Raw genomic sequence first — 20,948 nt, 5'->3', positions numbered from 1 at the left:
GGCCGCTGACGCCAACTTGAGCCCATCTTACTGCCCATCCCCGGCAATGTAAAGCCTGCAGTGGAGGGGTGGCAGACCGCCTCCGCGGGCGGACGACAAAGCCCTTTACAGGTCCGGACACGGGCGGTTAAGGTGCTGCTTTTTCAGCGCCACGACGCCCGAGGACCGCGGAGGAGCGTATGGAACGCCTCATCGAAAAAGCCAAGACCCTGATCGAAGCCTTACCCTACATCCGGCGGTTCGGAAGCCAGACCATCGTCATCAAATATGGTGGCCACGCCATGGTCGACGAGGGCCTCAAGCACAACTTTGCTCTGGACGTCATCCTGATGAAGACCGTCGGCCTCGACCCCATCGTCGTCCATGGCGGCGGGCCGCAGATCAACCAGTTTCTCCGGAAGATGAACGTCGAGTCCAGCTATGTCCATGGCATGCGGGTCACCGACGGCGAGACCATGGATGTGGTGGAGATGGTGCTGGTGGGCAAGGTCAACAAGGAGATCGTCGGCCTGATCAACCAGCATGGCGGCAAGGCTGTGGGCCTGTCCGGCCGGGACGGCGATCTGGTCCAGGCCAAGAAGATGTTGAAGATGCTGAAGCCGGGTGGCGACGCCCCGCCAGAGCTCATTGACCTGGGCCGGGTCGGGGAGGTGACCGGCGTCAATCCTGCCATTCTCCACACCCTGAAGGCTCGGGATTTCATCCCGGTCATTGCGCCGGTCGGGGTGGGTGAAGACGGCCAGCCCTATAACATCAACGCCGATCTGGTGGCCGGGGCGGTGGCTGCCCATCTGAAGGCCGCCAAGCTCATCCTGCTGACCGACGTGGAGGGGGTCCTGGACGGGGAGAAGCAGCTGGTGCGCTCCCTTACCGCCAGCCAGGCCATGACCCTTCTGGCCGGGGAGACGATCTCCGGCGGCATGATCCCCAAGGTGCGCTGTTGTCTGGACGCCCTGGCCGGCGGTGTCGCCAAGGCCCACATCATCGATGGCCGTCTGGAGCATGCCATTCTCCTGGAGATGTTCACTGACCAGGGGATCGGCACCGAGATCATCCCGTAAGGCCCATCCTCCTTCGACTTTCCTTCTGCGAGCAGGTCGTCGCCCCCGCCGCCCGGTAGCAAATAGTTCTTTGCAAAAGCCTTGCTTTGTGGTTTGAATGCATTTTTCCCTGCACGGGCGCCGGCACCCGGGCCGGCGGCCTGGGGGCAGGTGCTCCCGATGAACAGGCCTCGACACCCGAGGTGCAAGCCATGAACAGCCATTTCCTCACCCTCTGGGATTTTACCGCCGCGGAGCTTCAGGCCTTCCTGGATCTGGGCCACCGCCTCAAGACGGAACGCCGGGCCGGCGTCCGCCACACCGCCCTGGTCGGCAAGACCATCGCTCTGCTCTTCGACAAGCCCTCCACCCGCACCCGGGTCTCGTTCGAGGCTGCCATGTACGGCCTGGGCGGGCAGGTCCTGTTCATGCCGAGCCGGGACACCCAGCTCTCCCGCCAGGAGCCCTTGAAGGACATGGCCCGGGTCATGAGCCGCTATGTGGAGGGCCTGGTGGTGCGCACCTTCGGACAGGAGGTGGTGGAGGAGCTGGCCCGCTACGCCAGCGTGCCGGTGGTGAACGCGCTGACCGATCTGCACCATCCCTGCCAGGTGCTCTCGGACATCATGACCGTGCGGGAGCGCAAGGGGTCGATGGAGGATCTCGCTGTGGCCTGGGTGGGGGATGGCAACAACATGGCCAACTCCTGGATACAAGCCGCGGCCCGCTTGGGCTTCGCCTTGACACTGGCCTGTCCCGAGGGCTATGACCCGAGCCCCCAGGTCCTGGCTGCCGCGCAGGCGGAGGCCCGCCGGCCGATCACCGTGCGGCGGGACCCCAGGCAGGCGGTGGCGGCAGCCGACGTGGTCAACACCGATGTCTGGGCCAGCATGGGGCAGGAAAGCGAGCAGGCGGAACGGGCCAAGCGCTTTCAGCCCTATCAGGTCAACAGCGCCCTTCTGGCAGCCGCCAAGCCGGACGCCATCGTGCTCCACTGCCTGCCGGCCCACCGCGGGGAGGAGATCACCGACGAGGTCCTGGAATCCCCCGCCTGCGTCGCCTTCGACCAGGCCGAGAACAAGCTGCACCTGCACAAGGCCGTTCTCCTGGCCCTTCTCGGTCGGCAGTAAGACGCGGGGCCGCGGAGGCCCTTCATGATAATCTGGTGACAACCACGCTCTGCAGCAGGGTTTGCCATGCCGCGAAAAATCGTTCTCGCCTATTCCGGGGGACTTGACACCTCCGTCATCCTCAAGTGGCTCCAGGAAACGTACCGCTGCCCGGTGGTGGCCTTCGTGGCCGACGTCGGCCAGGAGGAGGACTGGGAGGCCATCCGGGCCAAAGGCTTGGCCACCGGTGCCGAGAAGGTGGTGATCTCCGACCTGAGGGAGGCCTTTGTCCGGGAGGTGATCTTCCCGGCCTTCCGGGCCAACGCCATCTACGAAGGCTCCTATCTCCTGGGTACCTCCCTGGCCCGGCCGGTGATCGCCCAGGAGCAGGTACGGGTGGCCCTGGCCGAAGGGGCCGACGCCGTCAGCCACGGCGCCACCGGCAAGGGCAACGATCAGGTGCGCTTCGAGCTGGCCTATATGGCCCTGGCGCCGGAGCTGGCCATCATCGCCCCCTGGCGGGAGTGGGATCTCAATTCCCGCACCAAGCTCATGGCCTATGCCCAGGAGCATGGCATCCCGGTGCCAGTGACCGCCGCCAAGCCTTACAGCTCGGACGAGAACCTGCTCCACATCAGCTACGAGGGCGGCATCCTGGAGGATCCCTGGCGGGAGCCGGATCCGGAGATGTTCCGCCTGACCCGCTCCCTCGCCGCGGCGCCGGACCAGCCAGCGGTGATCGAGATCGGGTTCGAGGCCGGCGACCCGGTGGCGGTGGACGGCGAACGGCTGGCGCCGGTGGCCCTGCTGACCCGGCTCAACCGGCTGGGCGGCGAGCACGGCATCGGCCGGCTGGACATGGTGGAGAACCGGTTCGTGGGCATGAAGTCCCGGGGGGTGTACGAGACCCCGGGCGGCACCATCCTGCGCATCGCCCACCGGGATCTGGAGACCATCACCCTGGACCGGGAGGTGATGCGGATCCGGGACAGCCTGGTGCCCCGCTATGCGGAGCTGGTGTACAACGGCTTCTGGTTCTCCCCGGAGCGCCGCTTCCTGCAGACCGCCATGGACGAGGCCCAGAAGACGGTCTCCGGCACCGTCCGGCTGCGTCTCCACAAGGGGGTCTGCCAGCCGGTGGGCCGCAAGTCCCCCCTCTCCCTGTACCACGAAGCCTTCGCCACCTTCGAGGCCGACCAGGTGTACAGCCAGAAGGACGCCGGCGGCTTCATCCGCCTGCAAGCCTTGCGGCTGCGCATCGAGGCTGACCGGCAGCGCCGGACCAGCTCCCCGGGGCAGACGCCATGAGCGAGCCAAGCCGAAGGCCTGGCGACCAGGTCGGGATCGCCAAGCCCTGGGGCGGCCGCTTTGCCGAGGCCACTGCCAAGACGGTGGAGCGGTTTACGGCCTCCATCGACGTGGACGCCCGCCTCTTCCGCCACGACATTCTGGGCAGCAAGGCCCATGCCCGCATGCTGGCCGCCCAAGGCCTCCTGACCGGCGACGAGTTGGCTGCCATTCTGACCGGCCTCGACGCCATTGCCGCCGAGATCGCAGCCGGCACCTTCCCCTTTTGCACGGAACGGGAAGACATCCACATGCACATCGAGCAGGCCCTGACCGAGCGGATCGGTCCGGCCGGCGAGAAGCTGCACACCGGCCGCAGCCGCAACGATCAGGTGGCCCTTGATCTGCGCCTGTATCTGCGGGAGGCGTGCGACCAGCTGGACGAGCTCGTGACCGGCCTGCAGCGGGCCCTGGTCCGCCTGGCCCGCCGCCATCAGGATCTGATCATGCCCGGCTACACCCACCTGCAGCGGGCGCAGCCGGTGCTTTTGGCCCACCATCTCCTGGCCTACCACGAGATGCTGGCCCGGGACCGGGGCCGGCTTGGCGACTGCCGGCGGCGGCTCGATGTCTCCCCGCTGGGTGCTGCCGCCTGCGCCGGCAGCGGTCTGCCTCTGGATCGGCGGGCCGTGGCGGCCGAGCTGGGCTTTGCCGCGGTGGCCGCCAACAGCATGGATGCGGTGGCTGACCGGGATTTTGCGGTGGAGCTCGTGGCCGCCGCCGCTCTCATTCAGACCCATCTCAGCCGGCTGGCGGAAGAGCTGGTGCTCTGGAGCAGCCAGGAGTTCGGCTTCATCACCATCGCCGATGCCTACTGTACCGGCTCCAGCATCATGCCGCAGAAGAAGAACCCGGACGTCGCCGAGCTGGTGCGTGGCAAGACCGGCCGGGTGGTGGGGCATCTCGTGGCCCTCTTCACCATATTGAAGGGGCTGCCCTTGACTTACAACCGGGACCTCCAGGAGGACAAGGAGCCGGTCTTCGACAGCCATGATACGGTGGCGGCTTCCCTGACCGTGCTGAGCGAGCTGTTGGCGCATGTGGATTTTCATGGCCCGCGCCTGGCCGCCGCCGCGGCCAGCGGCCACAGCACCGCCACCGACCTCGCCGACTACCTGGTGAGGAAGGGAATGCCCTTCCGCCGTGCCCACGGCGTGGTGGGCCGGGCAGTGGCGCATTGCCTCGCCCAGGGCAAGGAGCTGGCCGAGCTGCCCCTGGGGACCTTGCAGACCTTCGCCCCGGAGATCGCGGCGGATGTCTACGATGTCTTGTCCCTGAACGGCTCGGTGGCCACCAAGACCACCCTCGGCGGCACGGCCCCGGCCCAGGTGGAAGAGGCCCTGCGGGCGGCGGAAAAGGCCTTGGGCCTGACCTGATGCGCCGCCTGCTCGTTGCCGCCTGCCTGCTCGCGGTCTGTGGCTGCGGCAAGAAGACGCCGCCTCTGCCGGCGGCTGAGATCATCCCGCCAGCGGTGACGGACCTCGCCTTCCACCTGGACGAGGGCGGGGTGACGCTGACCTGGAGCGCCCCGCCGGGCCGCGGCAAGGATCTTCGGCCTGTGGTCTCGGGCTACGAGATCAACCGGGCGGTCTTTTCCCCGGACCAGGCCTGCGACAGCTGCCCTTTGCCCTGGGGCCGGCCGGTGCACATCGACGAGCGGGACGCCCGCAGTGAGCTGCCCGGCCGCCACCGGCAATACCGGGAGGCGGTGCTGCGACCGGGGCTGCGCTATGCCTTCCGCATCCGGCCGCTTCTGGGCCGGCTCATGACCGGCCCCTTTTCCAATACCGTGGCCTTCACCTGGGAGACCCCTTTGAGCGCCCCCCAGGGCTTGACGGTCAGCCCTGGCGACGGCCGTCTGGACCTGGTGTGGCAACCGGTTACCTCGGCCCTGGACGGGACGCCGGTCCTCCTGGAGGTCCGTTACCAGGTGCTGCGAGCGGCCGGAGACTGGCGCTTCCGGCCGGTGGCCGAAGATCTCCGGGCAGCCAGCTTCCAGGACAGCACAGTCGCCAATGGGGTGACGTACCGGTACCGGGTGCGGGCCATCCGGCAGGTGTCAGGAGCGGCGATCGCCGGGCCGGTCAGCGCCGAGGTCCCCGGCGTGGCGGCAGATCATACGCCGCCAGCCCTGCCGGCCGACCTTGTGGTCCAGGCCGAGCCCGAGGGTATCCTGCTCTCCTGGCCGGCCAGCCCGGCCGCCGACCTGGCTGGCTATCGGATCTACCGGGTCCAGCTGCCGGCAACGGATCCGACCCTCTTGGGGGAGGTGCCGGCTGGCACCGAGAGCTATTTTGACCATCCAGCGCCAGGCGCCGGACGCTGGCAGTATGGGGTTACCGCCTTCGACCGGGCCACGCCGGCCAACGAGTCGGCGGCGGCCTTCGCCGTGCTGACCGTGGGGCCGGTGAGCACCGAATAGCCGCGTCTTCGGGGAGCGTCATGCACCATTTCGAGTATCGCCAGGATGAGCTGTATTGCGAGGAGGTACCGGTGCGGCTGATCGCCGATTCGGTGGGCACGCCGTTCTATCTTTACAGCCACGCCACCCTGTCCCGCCACTTCCAGGTCTTCGACCAGGCCCTGGCCCAGATCCCCCACCTGGTGTGCTACGCGGTGAAGGCCTGCTCCAACATCGCCATCCTGCGGCTGTTCGCCAGCCTGGGCAGCGGCGCTGACATCGTCTCTGGCGGCGAGCTCTTCCGGGCCCTGCAGGCTGGCATTCCCCCGGAGCGGATCGTCTACTCCGGCGTCGGCAAGACCGATGCCGAGCTGCGCTACGCCCTGCGCAGCGGCATCCGGCTGTTCAACGTCGAGTCCCTGCAGGAGCTGGATCGCCTCGAAGCTGTGGCCGCCAGCCTGGACAAGATGGCGCCGGTAGCCTTCCGCATCAATCCGGATATCGATCCCAGGACCCACCCGTACATCTCCACCGGCCTGGCCAAGAACAAGTTCGGCATCCCGGTGGGCGATGCCCCTGCCGCTTACCGCCACGCTGCCAGTCTGCCCCACCTCCGGGTGCGGGGCATCAGCTGCCACATCGGCTCCCAGCTTACCGAGGTGGCGCCCTTTGTCGCGGCCCTGGAGCGGGTCAAGGCCCTGGCCCGGGAGCTCAAGGCGGACGGCATCCCCTTGGACACCATCGACCTGGGCGGGGGGTTGGGCATCACCTACGACCTGGAGCAGCCTCCGCTGCCGGCGGACTACGCCGCGGCCCTGGCCCGGGAGTGGCGGGACCTGGACTGTACCTTGCTGGTGGAGCCGGGAAGGGTTATAGTCGGCAACGCTGCCATCCTGGTCAGCCGCGTCCTGTACACCAAGCAGACCGCCCTGAAGAGCTTCGTGGTGGTCGATGCCGGCATGAACGACCTGGCCCGGCCCAGCCTGTACAACGCCTTCCACGCTGTGCAGCCGGTGGTGCGCCAGCCCCGGGGCGAACAGGTTGCGGACCTGGTGGGCCCGATCTGCGAGACCGGTGATTTCCTGGCCCGGGATCGGGTCATGCCTGCTTTTGCTGCCGGCGACCTGGTGGCGGTGATGAGCGCCGGCGCCTACGGCTTCTCCATGGCCTCCAATTACAACTCCCGCCCCAGGCCACCGGAGGTGCTGGTGCGCGGTGAGGAGATCTTCGTGATCCGGCGGCGGGAAACCTATGCCTCGCTCATCGCCGGCGAGGCCATCCCGGCGTTCCTTGAGGGGCCTGCCTGCTAGGGTCTGCGGCCATGCGCTTTCCCATCCCTTTTGCCAAGATGAGTGGCAGCGGCAACGACTTCATCCTGGTCGATCACCGCGAGCCCTGTCTGCAGGAGGCCGAGATGCCGGCCTTCGCCGCCGCCGTCTGCCGGCGGCGGTTCTCGGTGGGGGCCGACGGCCTCATCCTCCTGGAACCGTCGCCACGGGCGGCCTTCCGCTGGCGCTTCTTCAACGCCGACGGCTCCCCGGCCGCCATGTGTGGCAACGGCGCCCGCTGCGCCGCCCGTTTTGCCGTGGAGAAGGGCATAGCACGGCCAACCCACTCCTTTGAGACCGGCGCCGGCATCATCACGGCCGAGGTCCTGGGCCGGGAGGTCAGGATCAGCCTCACGGCGCCCAGCCGCTTTGTGGCCGAGCGGCCGCTCCTGGTGTCGGGCCAGGAGCTTCGGGTCGCCAGCATCGACACCGGCGTACCCCATGCCGTCCATTTCGTATCCCCCGCCGATCTGGAGCGAGTGCCAGTGGCGGACTGGGGCCGGACTCTGCGCCTGCATCCGGAATTCGCCCCTGCCGGCACCAACGCCAACTTTGCCGCGGTGGTGAGCCGCAACGACCTTCGCTTGCGGACCTACGAACGGGGGGTGGAGGCCGAGACCATGGCCTGCGGCACCGGCGCGGTGGCGGCGGTGCTGTGCGCGGCCTTGGCCGGTCGGGTGGACAGCCCGGTCGCGGTCGTCACCACCGGCGGCGAGCGGTTGACGATCCATTTCCAGCGCCAGGGAGATGCCATCGTCTCGGTGCAGCTGCAAGGCGGTGCTGCCCTGATCTACGAGGGACTCCTGGGGCCGGAGGCGATCGGGTAAAGCGAATATCGAATACGGAACAAGGAATGTCCAACCGCAGAAGGCACCGGCAGGGCTCGATCCAGAACGTCAAATCCTGTCCCTTCGATATTGGACATTCCTTGTTCGATATTCTGCGGTTCGCTTGTCATCACAGGGGGATCCTTGCAACCACAGCGCCCCGCTCCGGGGGTGGTCATTTCGGGAGGAGCAGTCATGAACCGTTTCAGCGGCGCCTTTGTCGCCATCGTCACCCCCTTTGTGGACGGTCGCCTGGACGAGGAGGGCCTTTCGGGGCTTCTTGAATTCCAGATCGCCGGCGGCACCCACGGCATCGTGCCCTGCGGCACCACCGGCGAGTCGGCCACCTTGTCCCACGCTGAGCACCACCGGGTGGTGGAGCTGACGATCCAGACCGTGGCCGGCCGGGTGCCGGTTCTGGCGGGCACCGGCTCCAACAGCACCGAGGAGTCCATTGATCTCACCCGCCACGCCAAGACCGCCGGCGCCGACGGGGCGCTCATGATCACCCCGTACTACAACAAGCCCACCCAGGAGGGGCTCTACCAGCACTTCAAGGCCGTGGCCGAGGCGGTGGACATCCCCATCATCCTGTACAACGTGCCCAGCCGCACCAGCGTCAACATGCTGCCGGAGACCGTGGCCCGCCTGGCCCAGATCCCCAACATCGCCGGTGTCAAGGAGGCCACCGGCAACCTGGCCCAGGTGGCGGAGGTGATCCGCGTCTGCCCGCCGGATTTCGCGGTGCTTTCCGGCGATGACCCCACCGCCATGGCGACGGTAGCCATCGGTGGCACGGGCGTCATCTCGGTGACCTCCAACGTCGCGCCCCGGGAGATGGCCACCATGATGGATGCCGCCCTGGCCGGCGACCTGGCCACCGCCCGGCAGCTCCACTACCGGCTCATGCCCCTCATGGCCGCCATGTTCTACGAGACCAACCCGGCACCCGCCAAGGCGGCCCTGGAGATGATGGGCCAGATCCGCTCCGGCCAGCCGCGGCTGCCGCTGGTCGCCATGTCGGCAGCCAACCAGGCCAGGCTGCGGACGGCTCTCACCGACTTCGGGCTGCTGTCCTGAGCCGGCTCGAACCAAACCGCTTCCTTCGGGAGACCAGCACCATGACCAGGGTGATCGTGACCGGCGCGGCCGGCCAGATGGGCAAGCGCAATATCGCCATGACCTGCCAGGCGGAAGGGATGACCCTGGCTGCTGCCGTGGAGCGGCCGGACCACCCGGCCCTGGGCCAGGATGCCGGCGAGGTCGCCGGGTGCGGCCGCCTGGGGGTGCCGATCACCGGCTCCCTGGCCGCGGTCCTCGACCAGGGGGACGTGGTCATCGACTTCACCTTCCATACCGCGACCATGGAGCATGCAAGGCTGGCCGCCCGGGCCGGCCGCGCCATGGTCATCGGCACCACCGGCCTGTCCGCCACCGACCTGGTGGAGCTCCAGGAGCTTTCCTCCGGCTTTGCCTGCGTCCAGTCTCCCAACATGGCGGTGGGGGTCAACGTCCTGTTCAAGATCGCGGCCCGCATGGCCGGAATTCTGGGCAGTGGCTACGACATCGAGATCGTCGAGGCCCATCACCGGCGGAAGAAGGACGCCCCCAGCGGCACTGCCCTCAAGCTCGGCGAGGTCGTGGCCCAGGCCCTGGGCCGGGACCTGGGAGAGGTGGGGGTCTTCGCCCGTCATGGCATGATCGGCCAGCGCACCGATCAGGAGATCGGCATCCAGACCGTGCGGGCCGGCGATATCGTCGGCGAGCACACGGTGCTCTTCGCTGGCCCTGGCGAGCGGCTGGAGCTCATCCACCGGGCGCACAGCCGGGACAACTTCGCCCGGGGCGCGGTGCTGGCCGCCGCCTGGGTCAACGACCGCCCGCACGGTCTGTACACCATGTTCGACGTCCTGGGGCTGGCCGATCTCTAACCGTCGCGCTCCGTTCTTTCTTTCCGTTCCACCGCTTGGGATCAACAAGGCAGACCAGCCATGCTCACCATCGAGAAAGCCGACCGTCTGAAGATCCTCCCGCCCTATCTTTTCGCCGAGCTGGACCGCAAGAAGGAAGAGGTGCGGGCCCGGGGCTTGGACATCATCGATCTGGGGGTGGGAGACCCCGACCAGCCGACCCCGCCCCATATCGTGGCCCGGCTGCAGGCGGCGGCGGCTGACGGCCGCTATCACCGCTATCCCAGCTACTCGGGCATGAACGTCTTCCGGGAGGCGGTGAGTCGCTGGTACCAGCGGTGCCTGGGCGTCCAGCTCGATCCCCGGCACGAGGTTGTCACCCTCATCGGCTCCAAGGAGGGCATCGCCCACCTGCCGCTGGCCTTCATCAACCCGGGGGATGTGGTGCTGGTGCCCAGCCCCGCCTATCCGGTCTACAAGATTGCCACCCTGTTCGCGGGCGGCGTGCCGTACGAGATGCCGCTCGTCAAGGCCAACGGCTTTCTGCCGGATCTCGATGCCATCCCGGCGGATGTGTTGGCCAAGGCGAAGATGATCTTCCTCAACTACCCCAACAACCCCACCGCCGCCACGGCGGATGCGGCCTTCTTTGCCCGGGTGGTGGCCTTCGCGCAAGAGCACCGGCTCATCGTCTGCCACGACTATGCCTACTCGGAGATGGTCTTCGACGGCTACCAGGCGCCGAGCTTCCTGGCCACCCCGGGTGCCCTGGAGGTAGGCATCGAATTCCACTCCCTGTCCAAGACCTACAACATGACCGGCTGGCGGCTGGGCTTTGCCTGCGGCAACGCCCAGGTCATTGGCGGCTTGGGCCAGATCAAGAGCAACATCGACTCCGGCGCTTTTGACGCCATCCAGATGGCGGGCATCGAGGCCCTGGAAGGGGACCAGGGGTGCGTGGCGGCCATGCGCGCCCTGTACACCGAGCGCCGGGACGTGCTGGTGGCAGGTCTTCGCGGCCTGGGGCTGGCCGTCAACCCGCCCAAGGCCACCTTCTACGTCTGGATCGAAGTGCCGGCCGGCCACACCTCCGCCTCCTTCGCCGGCCATCTGCTGGAACGATGCGGCATCGTCTCCACGCCGGGCAACGGCTTCGGCGCCCCGGGGGAAGGCTACATCCGCATGGCCCTCACCGTGGGCAAGGAACGGCTCGCCGAGGCGGTGGCCAGGATGGAGAAGGTGGGATTCTGAGCCGCCCCCCCTTCAGATGCGGCCTCCGAGCTGACGCAGGTACTCCTCCACATCCTCAAGCTTGTCCAGCGATAGAGTGGACCACCCGCACAGCGTAGTCGTCCAGCGCCTCCTGATCCCGGTTCAGGATGGTCCGGCCTTCCCGCACAATCTGCTCCGCCAGCAGCAGGTTGCGGCTCTGGTTGAGGATGACCAGATCAAGCTCCCGTCTGGCCAGGGCACGGCAACAGTCGGCGTGCAGGGCCAGCTTGCGGGCAAAGGGGAAGGCCTTCGGCTCACGCACGAAGAACGCCAGATCGATGTCGCTGCGCGCTTCGGCCTCGCCCCGCGCCGCCGAGCCGAACAGCAGGCCGAAGACCAGCTCGGGATAGCGCGCCAGCACCGGCTGCAGTCGATCAGCCGTGACTGCCTGCGAATCCATCGCCAGAGCATGGCTCCTCTGCTCGTTCTCCGCTGGGATCATCGCCATAGCCTGTGGAGCCTCTTCCATACGTCTTGGGGCCTGGGGGCGCAGGCCCGATCCGGCTCAAGTCCAGCCGCAAGTAACGGTAGTCAACCCAAGAGCAATCTGTCAACGCGAGACGTAGGTCCCTGGATGTTCGATAAGCAGCAGCCGCGCCGGTCGCCGATGTTGCCCGAATGGTGGGTGACGATGCCGGGGGGCGCAGACCCTCCCGTAGGGGCGACGCATGCGTCGCCCCTAGTGCGCCCGCTTTCCGAACAATAGCATCCAGCCTTGCCTCGACCTTATCGAATATCCAGGTAGGTCCGCCACGCAGCCCCGACAAATCTGCTTCCATGTCGTCATTTTTCCGGGAATAATGACGACATGGTTTCCCAGACCCCGTATTCCCGACTCCTGCAGCCACCCGGACAGAGCTTCTTTCTCTTCGGCATGCGGGGCGTCGGCAAGAGCACCTGGGCCCGGCAGGTGTTCCCCCATGCCCCCTGTCTCGATCTCCTGGACGAGGGCCTGTACCAGAGCTACCTGCGCGACCCCCGGCTCTTTGCCCGGGAGCTGCTGCGGATGCCGGTGGGCCAAACGGTGGTGGTGGACGAGGTCCAGAGGCTGCCCGCCCTCTTGAACGAGGTGCACCGATTCATTGAGAGCCGTGGTCTGCGCTTTGTCCTCTTGGGGTCCAGCGCCCGCAAGCTCAAGCAGGCGGGCACCAACCTGTTGGCGGGGCGAGCACTCCGGCGGGTCATGCTGCCGTTGCTGCCAGAAGAGCTGGGGGCCGATTTCGATCTCGCCGAGGTGCTGCGCTTCGGCAGCCTGCCGGTCATCCGGCGATCCTCCGCCAGGCTGGAGAGCCTCGAGGCCTACGTGCAGCTGTATCTGAAGGAGGAGATCCAGGCCGAGGCACTGGTGCGGAATCTGCCGGGGTTCGCGCGGTTTCTGCCGGTCGCGGCCCTGTTTCACGGGCAGTTGCTGAGTGTTGCCGGCTTGGCCCGGGACGCGGGGGTGGCGCGGACCACCGTTTCCGCCTACCTGGAAATCCTGGCTGACACCTACCTGGCCTGGCTCTTGCCGGCCTACGAGAGCAAGCTGCGGGTCAAGGAGCGCAAGCACCCCAAGCTCTACTGGGTGGACCCAGGCGTGGTGCGGGCCGTGAAGCAGGAGCTGCATCCGCCAGGTGAAGCCGAACGCGGCGCCTTGCTGGAAGGCTGGATCGGGGTCCTGTTGCGGGCCTATGGCGAGCCCGGCAGCGGTCTGGGGCTGCGGCACGACGGGCTGTTCTATTGGGCGCCCGCCCAGGGCGGCACGGAAGTGGACTTCCTGATCCAGCGTGGCAAGGAGCTGACGGCGGTGGAGGTCAAGGCCAAGGACCGCTTGACTTCCTCTGACTTCAAGGGACTGAAAGCCATTGTCGACCTGAAGGGCCTCGGCCGCCGCCTGATCGTCTTCCTGGGCGAACGGCCGTTCCGCACCGAGGACGGCATCGAGGCGATGCCGATTCCGAGCTTTCTGGCCGAGCTGGAGGGAAAGACCCTTTGAGCACCGCACCGCTGCTGGCCATCAGCCGGGGCCATCGGCGCTCCTTTGCTGGAGGGCTCCTCATGTGATGCCGCCTTCTCGCGGCTGCCGCTCCCTCGCACCATGACCGTCTCCTTCCAGCCCACCACCTCCTGGTCGCCAGCCCTCATCGGCCTGGGCAGCAACCTCGGTGACGGCCGCGCCCAGCTGGCTGCGGCCTGGGCGCGGCTGGCGGCGGCAGAGGGGATCCGGCCGGGGGCCATCTCCCGGCCCTACGCCACCGCGCCGGTGGGAGTCGAGACCTCCCGTCCCTTTACAAATGCCGTGGGTATGGTACATACCGTCCTGGAGCCGGAGACCCTGCTGGGGGTGCTCCTGGCCATCGAGACGGCCATGGGCCGGGATCGACGCCAGGGGCCGGACCGGCCGGTGGATCTTGATCTTCTCACCCACGGGGAGCGCCGTATCACCAGCCCGTCCCTGATCCTGCCCCATCCGCGGCTCTGCGAGCGGGCCTTTGTGCTGGTGCCCCTGGTCGAGCTGGTGCCGGACGGCCGTCATCCGGTCCTGAGCCACACCTGGGCGGAGCTTCTGGCCGCGCTGGGACCCGGCGGCAGCCACGGCGTCGAGCCAAGGTCCTGGCGGCCCGGGGAGATCAAGCTGTGATCCGTTTTCTCATTCTGGCAGTCCTGGCGTATATCCTCTACCGGCTGCTTTTCGGTGGCGCGAAGGCGGCGCGCCGGCAGGCGGACCCGGGACGAGCGGGCGGCTCCCTGCCTGCCCAGGATGTGCTGGTGGAGGATCCGGTCTGCCACACCTATGTGCCCCTGGGGCAGGCCGTAAGCCTCAAGACCGGGGGCCGCACCGAGCATTTCTGCAGCGAGGCCTGCCGGGCGCAATTCGTGGCCCAGCAGGCCCGGAAGCATTGAGCATCAACCTTGCCGGCGGCCATACCGAGGCCCATGCCGCCAAGAGAGCCTGGGAGGCTGCCATGAAGTTCTTCATCGATACCGCCAACACCACCGAGATCCGGGAGGCCGTGGCCCTGGGCATGGTGGATGGGGTCACCACCAATCCCAGCCTGGTGGCCAAGGAAAAGCGCTCTTTTACCGAGATCCTCACCGAGATCTGCAGCCTGGTAGAGGGGCCGGTGAGCGCCGAGGTGATCAGCCTGGAGGCCGCGGGCATGGTGGCCGAGGCCCGGAAGCTGGCCGGCATCGCGCCCAACATCGTGGTCAAGGTGCCCATGACCATGGAGGGCCTGAAGGCCACCCGGATGCTGGCCGCCGAAGGGATCAGGACCAATGTCACCCTGGTCTTCTCCTCGTCCCAGGCCCTGCTGGCCGCCAAGGCCGGGGCGACCTTCGTCAGCCCCTTCGTGGGCCGCCTGGACGACATCTCCGAGTCGGGCATGGGCCTTGTCGAGGAGATCATGGCCATCTACGAAAACTACGGCTTTGCCACCGAGGTGATCGTGGCCTCGGTGCGCCATCCCCGGCATGTGGTCGAGGCGGCGGTGCTGGGCGCCCATATCGCCACCATCCCTTTCAAGGTCATCCAGCAGCTGGCCAACCACCCCCTGACCGATCTGGGCATCGAGCGTTTCTTGAACGACTGGAAAAAGGGCCAGGCCTGAGACTATACTGGAAAGGTCTTGGCCCGGGGGATCTGATCATCCCGGGCCTGGGGATCCCCCCATCTTTGCGGCTGGCAGCCGCACAGCAGGGACCCCGAAGCGCCCGAGCCCGCTGGCGTGCTGTCAGGCGGGGGGCGCTTCCGGGTGCTGAACAGCCTCAGGAGATCGAAGCGGATGCGGCACCTGCCTGGCTGGCTGGCTCCCATGCTCGTCGTTGGCTGGCTCCTGGCCGCCGCGCCAGGTGCGGCCACCATCTTCTCCTACGTGGACGCCGATGGCGTCGTCCATTTCACCAACGTGCCCGGCGACCCCCGCTACCGCCCGGTCCCGGGCAGCAACGTCTTCGCCCCGCCCCGCCGGCTGCCGCCCCAGCGCCTGCCGGCGGAACGGCTGCTGGCGCCGGCGGCCACCGATCCCAGCCACTTCGATCCCCTGATCCTGCAGGCCAGTCGCTACCTGTCGGTGGATCCCCTTCTGGTCAAGGCGGTGATCAAGACCGAGTCGGACTTCAACCCCCGGGCCATCTCCGACAGGGGCGCCATGGGCCTCATGCAGCTCATGCCCGGCACGGCCCGGGATCTGGCGGTGCGCAATCCTTTCGACCCCTGGGAGAACATCGTCGGCGGCACCCGCTACCTGCGGGAGCAGCTGGACCGTTTCGGCCTGGACCTGCGTCTGGCCCTGGCCGCCTACAACGCCGGGCCCAATCTGGTGGCGCAGCTGGGGCGGGTGCCGGCCATCGACGAGACCGAGACGTACATCCAGCGGGTGCTGGCGGCCTACCGCCAGTATCAGCAGGGCGCCGGCCGGCTGTCGTTCAGAGCCCCTGGCCGCTGAAAATCCCGGGAGTACGCCCCAGTGTCATCGGTTGTCACCCTGCCCAACCTCCTCACCGGGTACCGTTTCGCCGTCATCGGTCCCCTGCTCTTCTTCCTGACCCCCGGCGCGCCGGCCTGGCTGGACTTCATCTCCTTCGTCCTCTTCCTGTCCGCGGCCCTCACCGACTTGGCGGACGGGTACCTCGCCCGCAAGCACGCCACCGAGACGGTGCTGGGCAAGCTCCTCGACCCTCTGGCCGACAAGCTGGTGGTGGCCGCGGCCCTCATCCTCCTCATTCCCATGGGCCGGGTGCCGGCCTGGCTCTCCTTCCTGATCCTGGCCCGGGAGATCTTCATCACCGGCCTGCGGAGCATCGCCGCCGCCAAGGGGGTGGTGATCGCGGCCAGCGAGCTGGGCAAGCTCAAAGCCGTCTGCCAGTACACCGGCCTGTGCGTCCTGATCTTCCCTGCCGAGCTGCTGCCGCTCCCCTTTCTCCATCCCTTGGGGCGGGCCATCCTCCTGGTCGCCCTTGGCCTCACCCTCTGGTCGGGCCTGGACTATTTCCTCCGCTTCCGCCGGGTGCTCCTGGCCGCCTAAGCGGTGGTCCACGGCGGTTCGGGACAAGAAGCAGGCAGCCATGTCCCGCACCTTCATCATCGCCGAGGCTGGGGTCAACCACAACGGTGACCAGGAGCTGGCCAAGCGCCTGGTGGTAGCGGCGGCTCAGGCCGGTGCCGATGCGGTGAAGTTCCAGAGCTTCCGGGCCTCCCTGCTGGTAACCGGCCGGGCCGCCAAGGCCGGCTACCAGCAGGTCACCACCGGTGCCGGGGAGACCCAGCAGGCCATGCTGGCCCGCCTGGAGCTGCCCGCCGCTGCCCAGGTCGAGCTGGCGGCCCTGTGCCAAGACCAGGGGATCGTCTTTCTCTCCTCGGCCTTCGACTTGGCCTCCCTCCGGCTCCTGGCGGATCTCGGGGTGACGATCTTCAAGATCCCCTCCGGCGAGATCACCAACCTCCCCTACCTGCGGGCCGCCGGCGCCCTGGGTCGCCGGATGCTGCTCTCCACCGGCATGGCCGATCTGGGCGAGATCGAGGATGCCATCGAGATCCTCACTGCCGCCGGCACCGACCGGGCGGCCATCACCCTCCTCCACTGCCACACCGAGTACCCCACCGCCATGGCCGACGCCAACCTCCGAGCCATGGTCACCATGGCGGCGGCCTTCGGCCTGCCGGTCGGCTATTCGGACCACACCCAGGGCCTGGAATGTGCGGTGGCCGCGGTGGCCCTGGGCGCCCGGGTGCTCGAGAAGCACTTCACCCTGGACCGGGGCCTGCCGGGGCCAGACCACCGGGCCTCGGTGGAGCCGGCGGAATTCGCGTCCCTGGTCGCCGCGATCCGCAACGTCGAGGTGGCCCTGGGGGATGGCCGCAAGCGCCCGACGGAGGCCGAGCTGCGCAACCTGCCCCTGGTGCGCAAGTCCATCGTCGCCAGCCGCGCCATCCGCGCCGGCGAGATCCTCAGCCCCGACAACCTGACCTGCAAACGGCCAGGAACCGGCCTCTCCCCCATGCGCTGGGACGAGGTGATCGGGCGGCCGGCCCGCCGGGAGTTCGCGGCGGACGAGCCCATCGAGCTGTAGGGTTGACAATGTGACGATTGCGGCCGCAAATTGTCAACCATGTGGATCGACCGAGAAATTTCACCGGGGATCCTCGGCTTGACCCGATCCTTCCCGGCTGTCACCCGGAATAGCGCCCGGAAGGGTGCTCGCCCGAGGGGGACTGTGCTGCCGGTTCCGCTGGGAGGAAGGCCATGACAAGGACGAGCTTGGACTGCCTCCTCCAGAGGATCTGCGTCTTCACGGGCAGCCGGGCCGAGTACGGTATCGTCAAGCCCCTTCTGGAACGGATCCGGGAGGAGCCGGATCTCGACCTCGCCATCATCGCCTCCGGCAGCCATCTGGCGCCGGAGCACGGCCGCACCGTTGAACAGATCCTGGCGGACGGCTTTGCCGTCGCCGAGGAGCTGGAGATCCTGCTGGCCTCGGACACGCCCGCCGGCACCTGCAAGGCGGCGGGCCTGGCCATGATCGGGCTGGGGGAAGCGTTTCGCCGCCTGGCGCCGGACATCCTCGTCCTGGTGGGGGATCGCTACGAAACCCTGGCCGCCGCCTTTGCCGCCACGGTCTGCCGGCTGCCCATCGCCCATCTCCACGGCGGCGAGGCCTCCTTCGGCGCCATGGACGAGGCCTTCCGCCACGCCATCACCAAGATGGCTCACCTCCATTTCACGAGCACCGAGGCCTACCGGCAACGGGTGATCCAGCTGGGCGAGGATCCGGCGCAGGTCTTCTTTGTGGGCGCCCTGGCCCTGGAGGGGCTCAGCAAGACCCGGCTTTTGGACCGGGCCGGGGTGGAACAGGCCCTGGGCCTCTCCCTGGGAGAGCGGGCGGTGCTGGTCACCTTCCACCCGGCCACCGCCGATCCTGAGCCGGCGGCAGACCAGATCGACGCCCTGGTCGCGGTGCTGGCGGCCCGGGACGACCTGACCGTGGTCTGCACCCGGGCCAACGCCGACCCGGCCGGCCGGCTGGTGAATGCCCGGCTGGAGGAGTTGGCAGCCCGGGCCCCGGGCCGGGTGGCCCTGTTCTCCGCCCTGGGCTCGCCGCTCTACTGGAGCACCATGGCCCAGGTGGCCGCGGTGGTGGGCAACTCCTCGTCCGGCATCATCGAGGCGCCGAGCCTGCACGTACCGACCCTCAACATCGGCGACCGCCAGGCCGGCCGCGTCCGGGCCGAAAGCGTCATCGACTGCGCCGCCACCGCCGGGGCCATCAGCGCCGGCCTGGAGCGGGTGCTCTCCGTCGAGATGCAAGGGCTCGCCCGCCAGACAGCCAACCCCTACGAGAAGGACAACACCGCCGCCGCCATCCTGGCCGTCCTCCGGTCGACGGCTCCTGCCGGCCTCGGCAGGAAGGTGTTCCACGACCTGCCGGGGAGCGGTGCCGCCTCGCTGGCAGGCGATCCGCGCCGATCCTCCCGCTGACCTGTTCCTGACCCTGCCCTGACTGTGGAGAGCTCCATGAGGGCCAGAAGCGAGCTGGTCTTGCCGGTCTGGCGGGGGGCATGGAGGATGAAGTACTTCTCCTGGGCCACAAGGGATTCCAGCTCCGGCAGGTTGATCCGGCCCAGGGGATCGAGGCAGTAGTGCTTGGCTGGGTGGACCGGGCCAGCGGTGTTGAAGAACTTCATGGGACGGCCTCCCCGGGGGTGAGCAAGCTCGCCTTCGTCTGGCAGACGGATACTCGGCAGGACTCGCGAAGCCAAGACAATCGCCTTGGCTCCGGTGGCTGCGGCAAAGGGAGCCTGGCAAAAAAAAGAGCGCCCACCCGCAGCAATCGCTTATGGAAATGAAAATCCGGCCGAAAGGATAGTGCAGATCGTCCGTGCAATGGACCCGGCAGCCGCTCCCAGGAGAAGACGACCATGACCGTCCGCCAGCCGCACTGGTTCCGCCAGCTCTATGTCCGGCCCGAGCAGACCATCCGCGATGGTCTCAAGGTCCTGAACGAGAAGGGTCACCAGTTCCTGTTCGTGGTGGATGACCATGAGCGGCTCACCGGCGTTGTCTCGGACGGCGACTTCCGGCGGGCCATCTTCAACGGCGAGAGCTTCGACGCGCCCCTGGGGAAGATCATGACCCGCTCGCCCATGCAGGTGGCGCCGCCGGTGGACAACGCCCGCGTGCTCGCCCTGATGAAGACCAAGAACATCCGCTACCTGCCGGTGGTGGACGCCGGCGGCCACATTGTCGATGTCCGCACCTGGCAGGATTTTCTGGTCACCGAGGCGCCGAAGCGGCCGCTCCGGACCGAGCCGGTGGTGATCATGGCCGGCGGCAAGGGCACCCGGCTGGACCCCTTCACCCGCATCCTGCCCAAGCCCCTCATCCCCTTTGGCGACCGGCCGATGATCGAATGGATCATGGACAACTTCGCCGGCTTCGGGTTCCGCAACTTCTGGGTCACCCTGAACTACAAGCGCCAGACCATCCGCAACTACTTCGCCGGCCTCACCAAGCCCTACGCCGTAGGCTTCGTGGAGGAGGACAGCTTCCTGGGCACCGCCGGCGCCCTGACCCTCATGAAGGACGAGCTGACCGAGACCTTCCTGGTGTCGAACTGCGACGTGGTCCTGGAGGACAACTTCGCCGAGATCGTCGACTTCCACCGGGCCAACAAGAACCTCCTCACCGTGGTGGCGGTGCCCCGCCATGTGCGCATCCCCTACGGCGTGCTGGACATCCACCAGGAGGCCCTGGTGGGCATCCGGGAAAAGCCGGAGTTCACCTATCTGGTGGCCGGCGGCGTCTACGTGGTGGAGCCGGAGGCGATCCGGGACCTGCCCCGGGGCGAGCATATCGAGATGCCGGGCCTCATGGAGCGGCTGCTCGCCGTCTCGCCGGGCCGGGTCGGCGTCTACCCCACCAGCGGCAAGTGGTTCGACATCGGCCAGTGGGAAGAGTACCAGCAGGCGCTCCTCAAGCTGTCCATGGGTGGCCTCGGGGTGTTCGCCGAGGACGAGGAGGAGGGGGCGGCCTGACATGGATATCCTTCTCATCAACCCGCCCATCCGGGTCCACGACAAGCCCCGGCATCTCCCCCACGGCCTGGCGATCATCGCCAGTGTGCTCCGGAAGAAGGTGCCGGGCATACGCCTCCATTTCCTGGACTGGAACGCATACCGCTGGAGCGAGGCCGAAATCCGGGAGCGGATCCGCGCCACCCCTTGCGACCTCGCGCTGGTGGGCGGCCTGATCCCGGTCTACGGCCGGTTGATCTGGCTGGCGGCGGTCCTCAAAGAGGCCCACCCCCGGGCCCTGGTGGTGGCCGGGGGATCGGCGGCCATGAGCGTGCCGGAGCTGCTCCTGGCCCATTCGCAGGTGGACCTCATCTGCACCGGCGAGGGGGAGCTCACGGCCAGCGAGCTGGTGGCCGCCCTGGCCGCGGACCGGCAGGCGGACCTGACCGGCATTCCTGGCCTGGCCTACCGCGGCCCGGACGGCGGCATCGTCTTCACCCCGCCCCGGCCCCTCATCGAGGATCTCGACCGGGACTCCGATCTGCCGGCCTACGATCTTCTGCCCATGGAGATCTATCTCGCCAACCAGATCATCGGCTTTGGCCGGGATGTGGACTTCATCTCCAGCCGGGGCTGCCCCTTCCACTGCACCTTCTGCTACCAGCCCTGGGGCCGCCGTTTCCGGGGCCACTCCGTGGAATTCATCAGCCAGGGGCTGGAAC

21 protein-coding genes are annotated in these 20,948 nt (G+C 67.8%); 20 read left to right on the top strand and 1 reads right to left on the bottom strand.

Annotated elements, in window-relative coordinates:
- The first annotated feature begins 179 nt into the window (after positions 1-179).
- From argB to AB1634_06290, 10 genes are all read left to right on the top strand, one after another.
- Positions 180-1,061, top strand: a complete 882-nt coding sequence (gene argB, locus AB1634_06335; GenBank protein ID MEW6219140.1) for an acetylglutamate kinase — start codon at positions 180-182, stop codon at positions 1,059-1,061.
- Positions 1,062-1,252: 191 nt separating this feature from the next.
- Positions 1,253-2,170 (top strand): ornithine carbamoyltransferase, encoded by a 918-nt coding sequence (gene argF, locus AB1634_06330; GenBank protein ID MEW6219139.1) that lies wholly within the window; start codon positions 1,253-1,255, stop codon positions 2,168-2,170.
- Positions 2,171-2,236: 66 nt separating this feature from the next.
- Complete coding sequence (locus AB1634_06325; protein MEW6219138.1) at positions 2,237-3,457, top strand: argininosuccinate synthase; 1,221 nt, start codon at positions 2,237-2,239, stop codon at positions 3,455-3,457.
- Complete coding sequence (gene argH, locus AB1634_06320; protein ID MEW6219137.1) at positions 3,454-4,872, top strand: argininosuccinate lyase; 1,419 nt, start codon at positions 3,454-3,456, stop codon at positions 4,870-4,872. Before AB1634_06325 ends, argH begins: the two co-directional genes overlap by 4 nt.
- Complete coding sequence (locus tag AB1634_06315) at positions 4,872-5,918, top strand: fibronectin type III domain-containing protein (protein ID MEW6219136.1); 1,047 nt, start codon at positions 4,872-4,874, stop codon at positions 5,916-5,918. The genes argH and AB1634_06315 overlap by 1 nt, the downstream gene beginning before the upstream one ends.
- A gap of 20 nt (positions 5,919-5,938) precedes the next feature.
- Positions 5,939-7,207 (top strand): diaminopimelate decarboxylase, encoded by a 1,269-nt coding sequence (gene lysA, locus AB1634_06310; GenBank protein MEW6219135.1) that lies wholly within the window; start codon positions 5,939-5,941, stop codon positions 7,205-7,207.
- A gap of 11 nt (positions 7,208-7,218) precedes the next feature.
- Complete coding sequence (gene dapF / locus AB1634_06305; GenBank protein ID MEW6219134.1) at positions 7,219-8,052, top strand: diaminopimelate epimerase; 834 nt, start codon at positions 7,219-7,221, stop codon at positions 8,050-8,052.
- A 195-nt stretch (positions 8,053-8,247) separates the two neighbouring features.
- Positions 8,248-9,132: a 4-hydroxy-tetrahydrodipicolinate synthase gene (gene dapA, locus AB1634_06300; protein ID MEW6219133.1), complete on the top strand. Its 885-nt coding sequence runs from the start codon at positions 8,248-8,250 to the stop codon at positions 9,130-9,132.
- A 41-nt stretch (positions 9,133-9,173) separates the two neighbouring features.
- Positions 9,174-9,983: a 4-hydroxy-tetrahydrodipicolinate reductase gene (gene dapB / locus AB1634_06295; GenBank protein ID MEW6219132.1), complete on the top strand. Its 810-nt coding sequence runs from the start codon at positions 9,174-9,176 to the stop codon at positions 9,981-9,983.
- A gap of 60 nt (positions 9,984-10,043) precedes the next feature.
- Positions 10,044-11,213, top strand: coding sequence for an LL-diaminopimelate aminotransferase (locus AB1634_06290; GenBank protein ID MEW6219131.1), 1,170 nt, complete (start codon positions 10,044-10,046; stop codon positions 11,211-11,213).
- Between the two features lie 55 nt (positions 11,214-11,268).
- On the opposite strand, the gene AB1634_06285 is transcribed toward AB1634_06290, so the two are convergent.
- Positions 11,269-11,634 (bottom strand): nucleotidyltransferase domain-containing protein, encoded by a 366-nt coding sequence (locus tag AB1634_06285; protein MEW6219130.1) that lies wholly within the window; start codon positions 11,632-11,634, stop codon positions 11,269-11,271.
- A 408-nt stretch (positions 11,635-12,042) separates the two neighbouring features.
- On the opposite strand from AB1634_06285, the gene AB1634_06280 reads away from it, so the two are divergent.
- The 10 genes from AB1634_06280 to AB1634_06235 form a co-directional block, all read left to right on the top strand.
- Entirely contained in the window at positions 12,043-13,209 is a 1,167-nt protein-coding gene (locus AB1634_06280) for a DUF4143 domain-containing protein (GenBank protein ID MEW6219129.1), read from the top strand.
- Positions 13,210-13,311: 102 nt separating this feature from the next.
- The gene (gene folK / locus AB1634_06275) at positions 13,312-13,854 is read left to right on the top strand and encodes a 2-amino-4-hydroxy-6-hydroxymethyldihydropteridine diphosphokinase (GenBank protein ID MEW6219128.1); all 543 of its coding nucleotides are present in this window, start codon (positions 13,312-13,314) and stop codon (positions 13,852-13,854) included.
- Entirely contained in the window at positions 13,851-14,117 is a 267-nt protein-coding gene (locus AB1634_06270) for a TRASH domain protein (GenBank protein MEW6219127.1), read from the top strand. The genes folK and AB1634_06270 overlap by 4 nt, the downstream gene beginning before the upstream one ends.
- Positions 14,118-14,179: 62 nt before the next feature.
- A complete protein-coding gene (gene fsa, locus AB1634_06265) occupies positions 14,180-14,824 on the top strand; it encodes a fructose-6-phosphate aldolase (GenBank protein MEW6219126.1) in 645 nt (214 codons plus the stop codon).
- 174 nt (positions 14,825-14,998) lie between these two features.
- Positions 14,999-15,661 carry a lytic transglycosylase domain-containing protein gene (locus AB1634_06260; protein MEW6219125.1) on the top strand — a complete coding sequence of 221 codons (663 nt, stop codon included), beginning with the start codon at positions 14,999-15,001 and terminating at the stop codon, positions 15,659-15,661.
- 21 nt (positions 15,662-15,682) lie between these two features.
- Entirely contained in the window at positions 15,683-16,240 is a 558-nt protein-coding gene (gene pgsA, locus AB1634_06255; protein ID MEW6219124.1) for a CDP-diacylglycerol--glycerol-3-phosphate 3-phosphatidyltransferase, read from the top strand.
- A 40-nt stretch (positions 16,241-16,280) separates the two neighbouring features.
- Complete coding sequence (gene neuB, locus AB1634_06250) at positions 16,281-17,285, top strand: N-acetylneuraminate synthase (protein ID MEW6219123.1); 1,005 nt, start codon at positions 16,281-16,283, stop codon at positions 17,283-17,285.
- A gap of 173 nt (positions 17,286-17,458) precedes the next feature.
- The gene (gene neuC, locus AB1634_06245; protein MEW6219122.1) at positions 17,459-18,691 is read left to right on the top strand and encodes a UDP-N-acetylglucosamine 2-epimerase; all 1,233 of its coding nucleotides are present in this window, start codon (positions 17,459-17,461) and stop codon (positions 18,689-18,691) included.
- A 440-nt stretch (positions 18,692-19,131) separates the two neighbouring features.
- Positions 19,132-20,247 (top strand): nucleotidyltransferase family protein, encoded by a 1,116-nt coding sequence (locus tag AB1634_06240; protein ID MEW6219121.1) that lies wholly within the window; start codon positions 19,132-19,134, stop codon positions 20,245-20,247.
- Position 20,248: 1 nt separating this feature from the next.
- Positions 20,249-20,948: cobalamin-dependent protein (locus AB1634_06235; protein ID MEW6219120.1), on the top strand; the 700-nt coding region annotated here is incomplete at its 3' end.

The organism is Thermodesulfobacteriota bacterium, assembly GCA_040755095.1.
Lineage (GTDB): Bacteria > Desulfobacterota > Desulfobulbia > Desulfobulbales > JBFMBH01 > JBFMBH01.
Note: the sequence above shows the minus strand (reverse complement) of the source record. Positions and strands in the feature narration are given on the sequence as shown.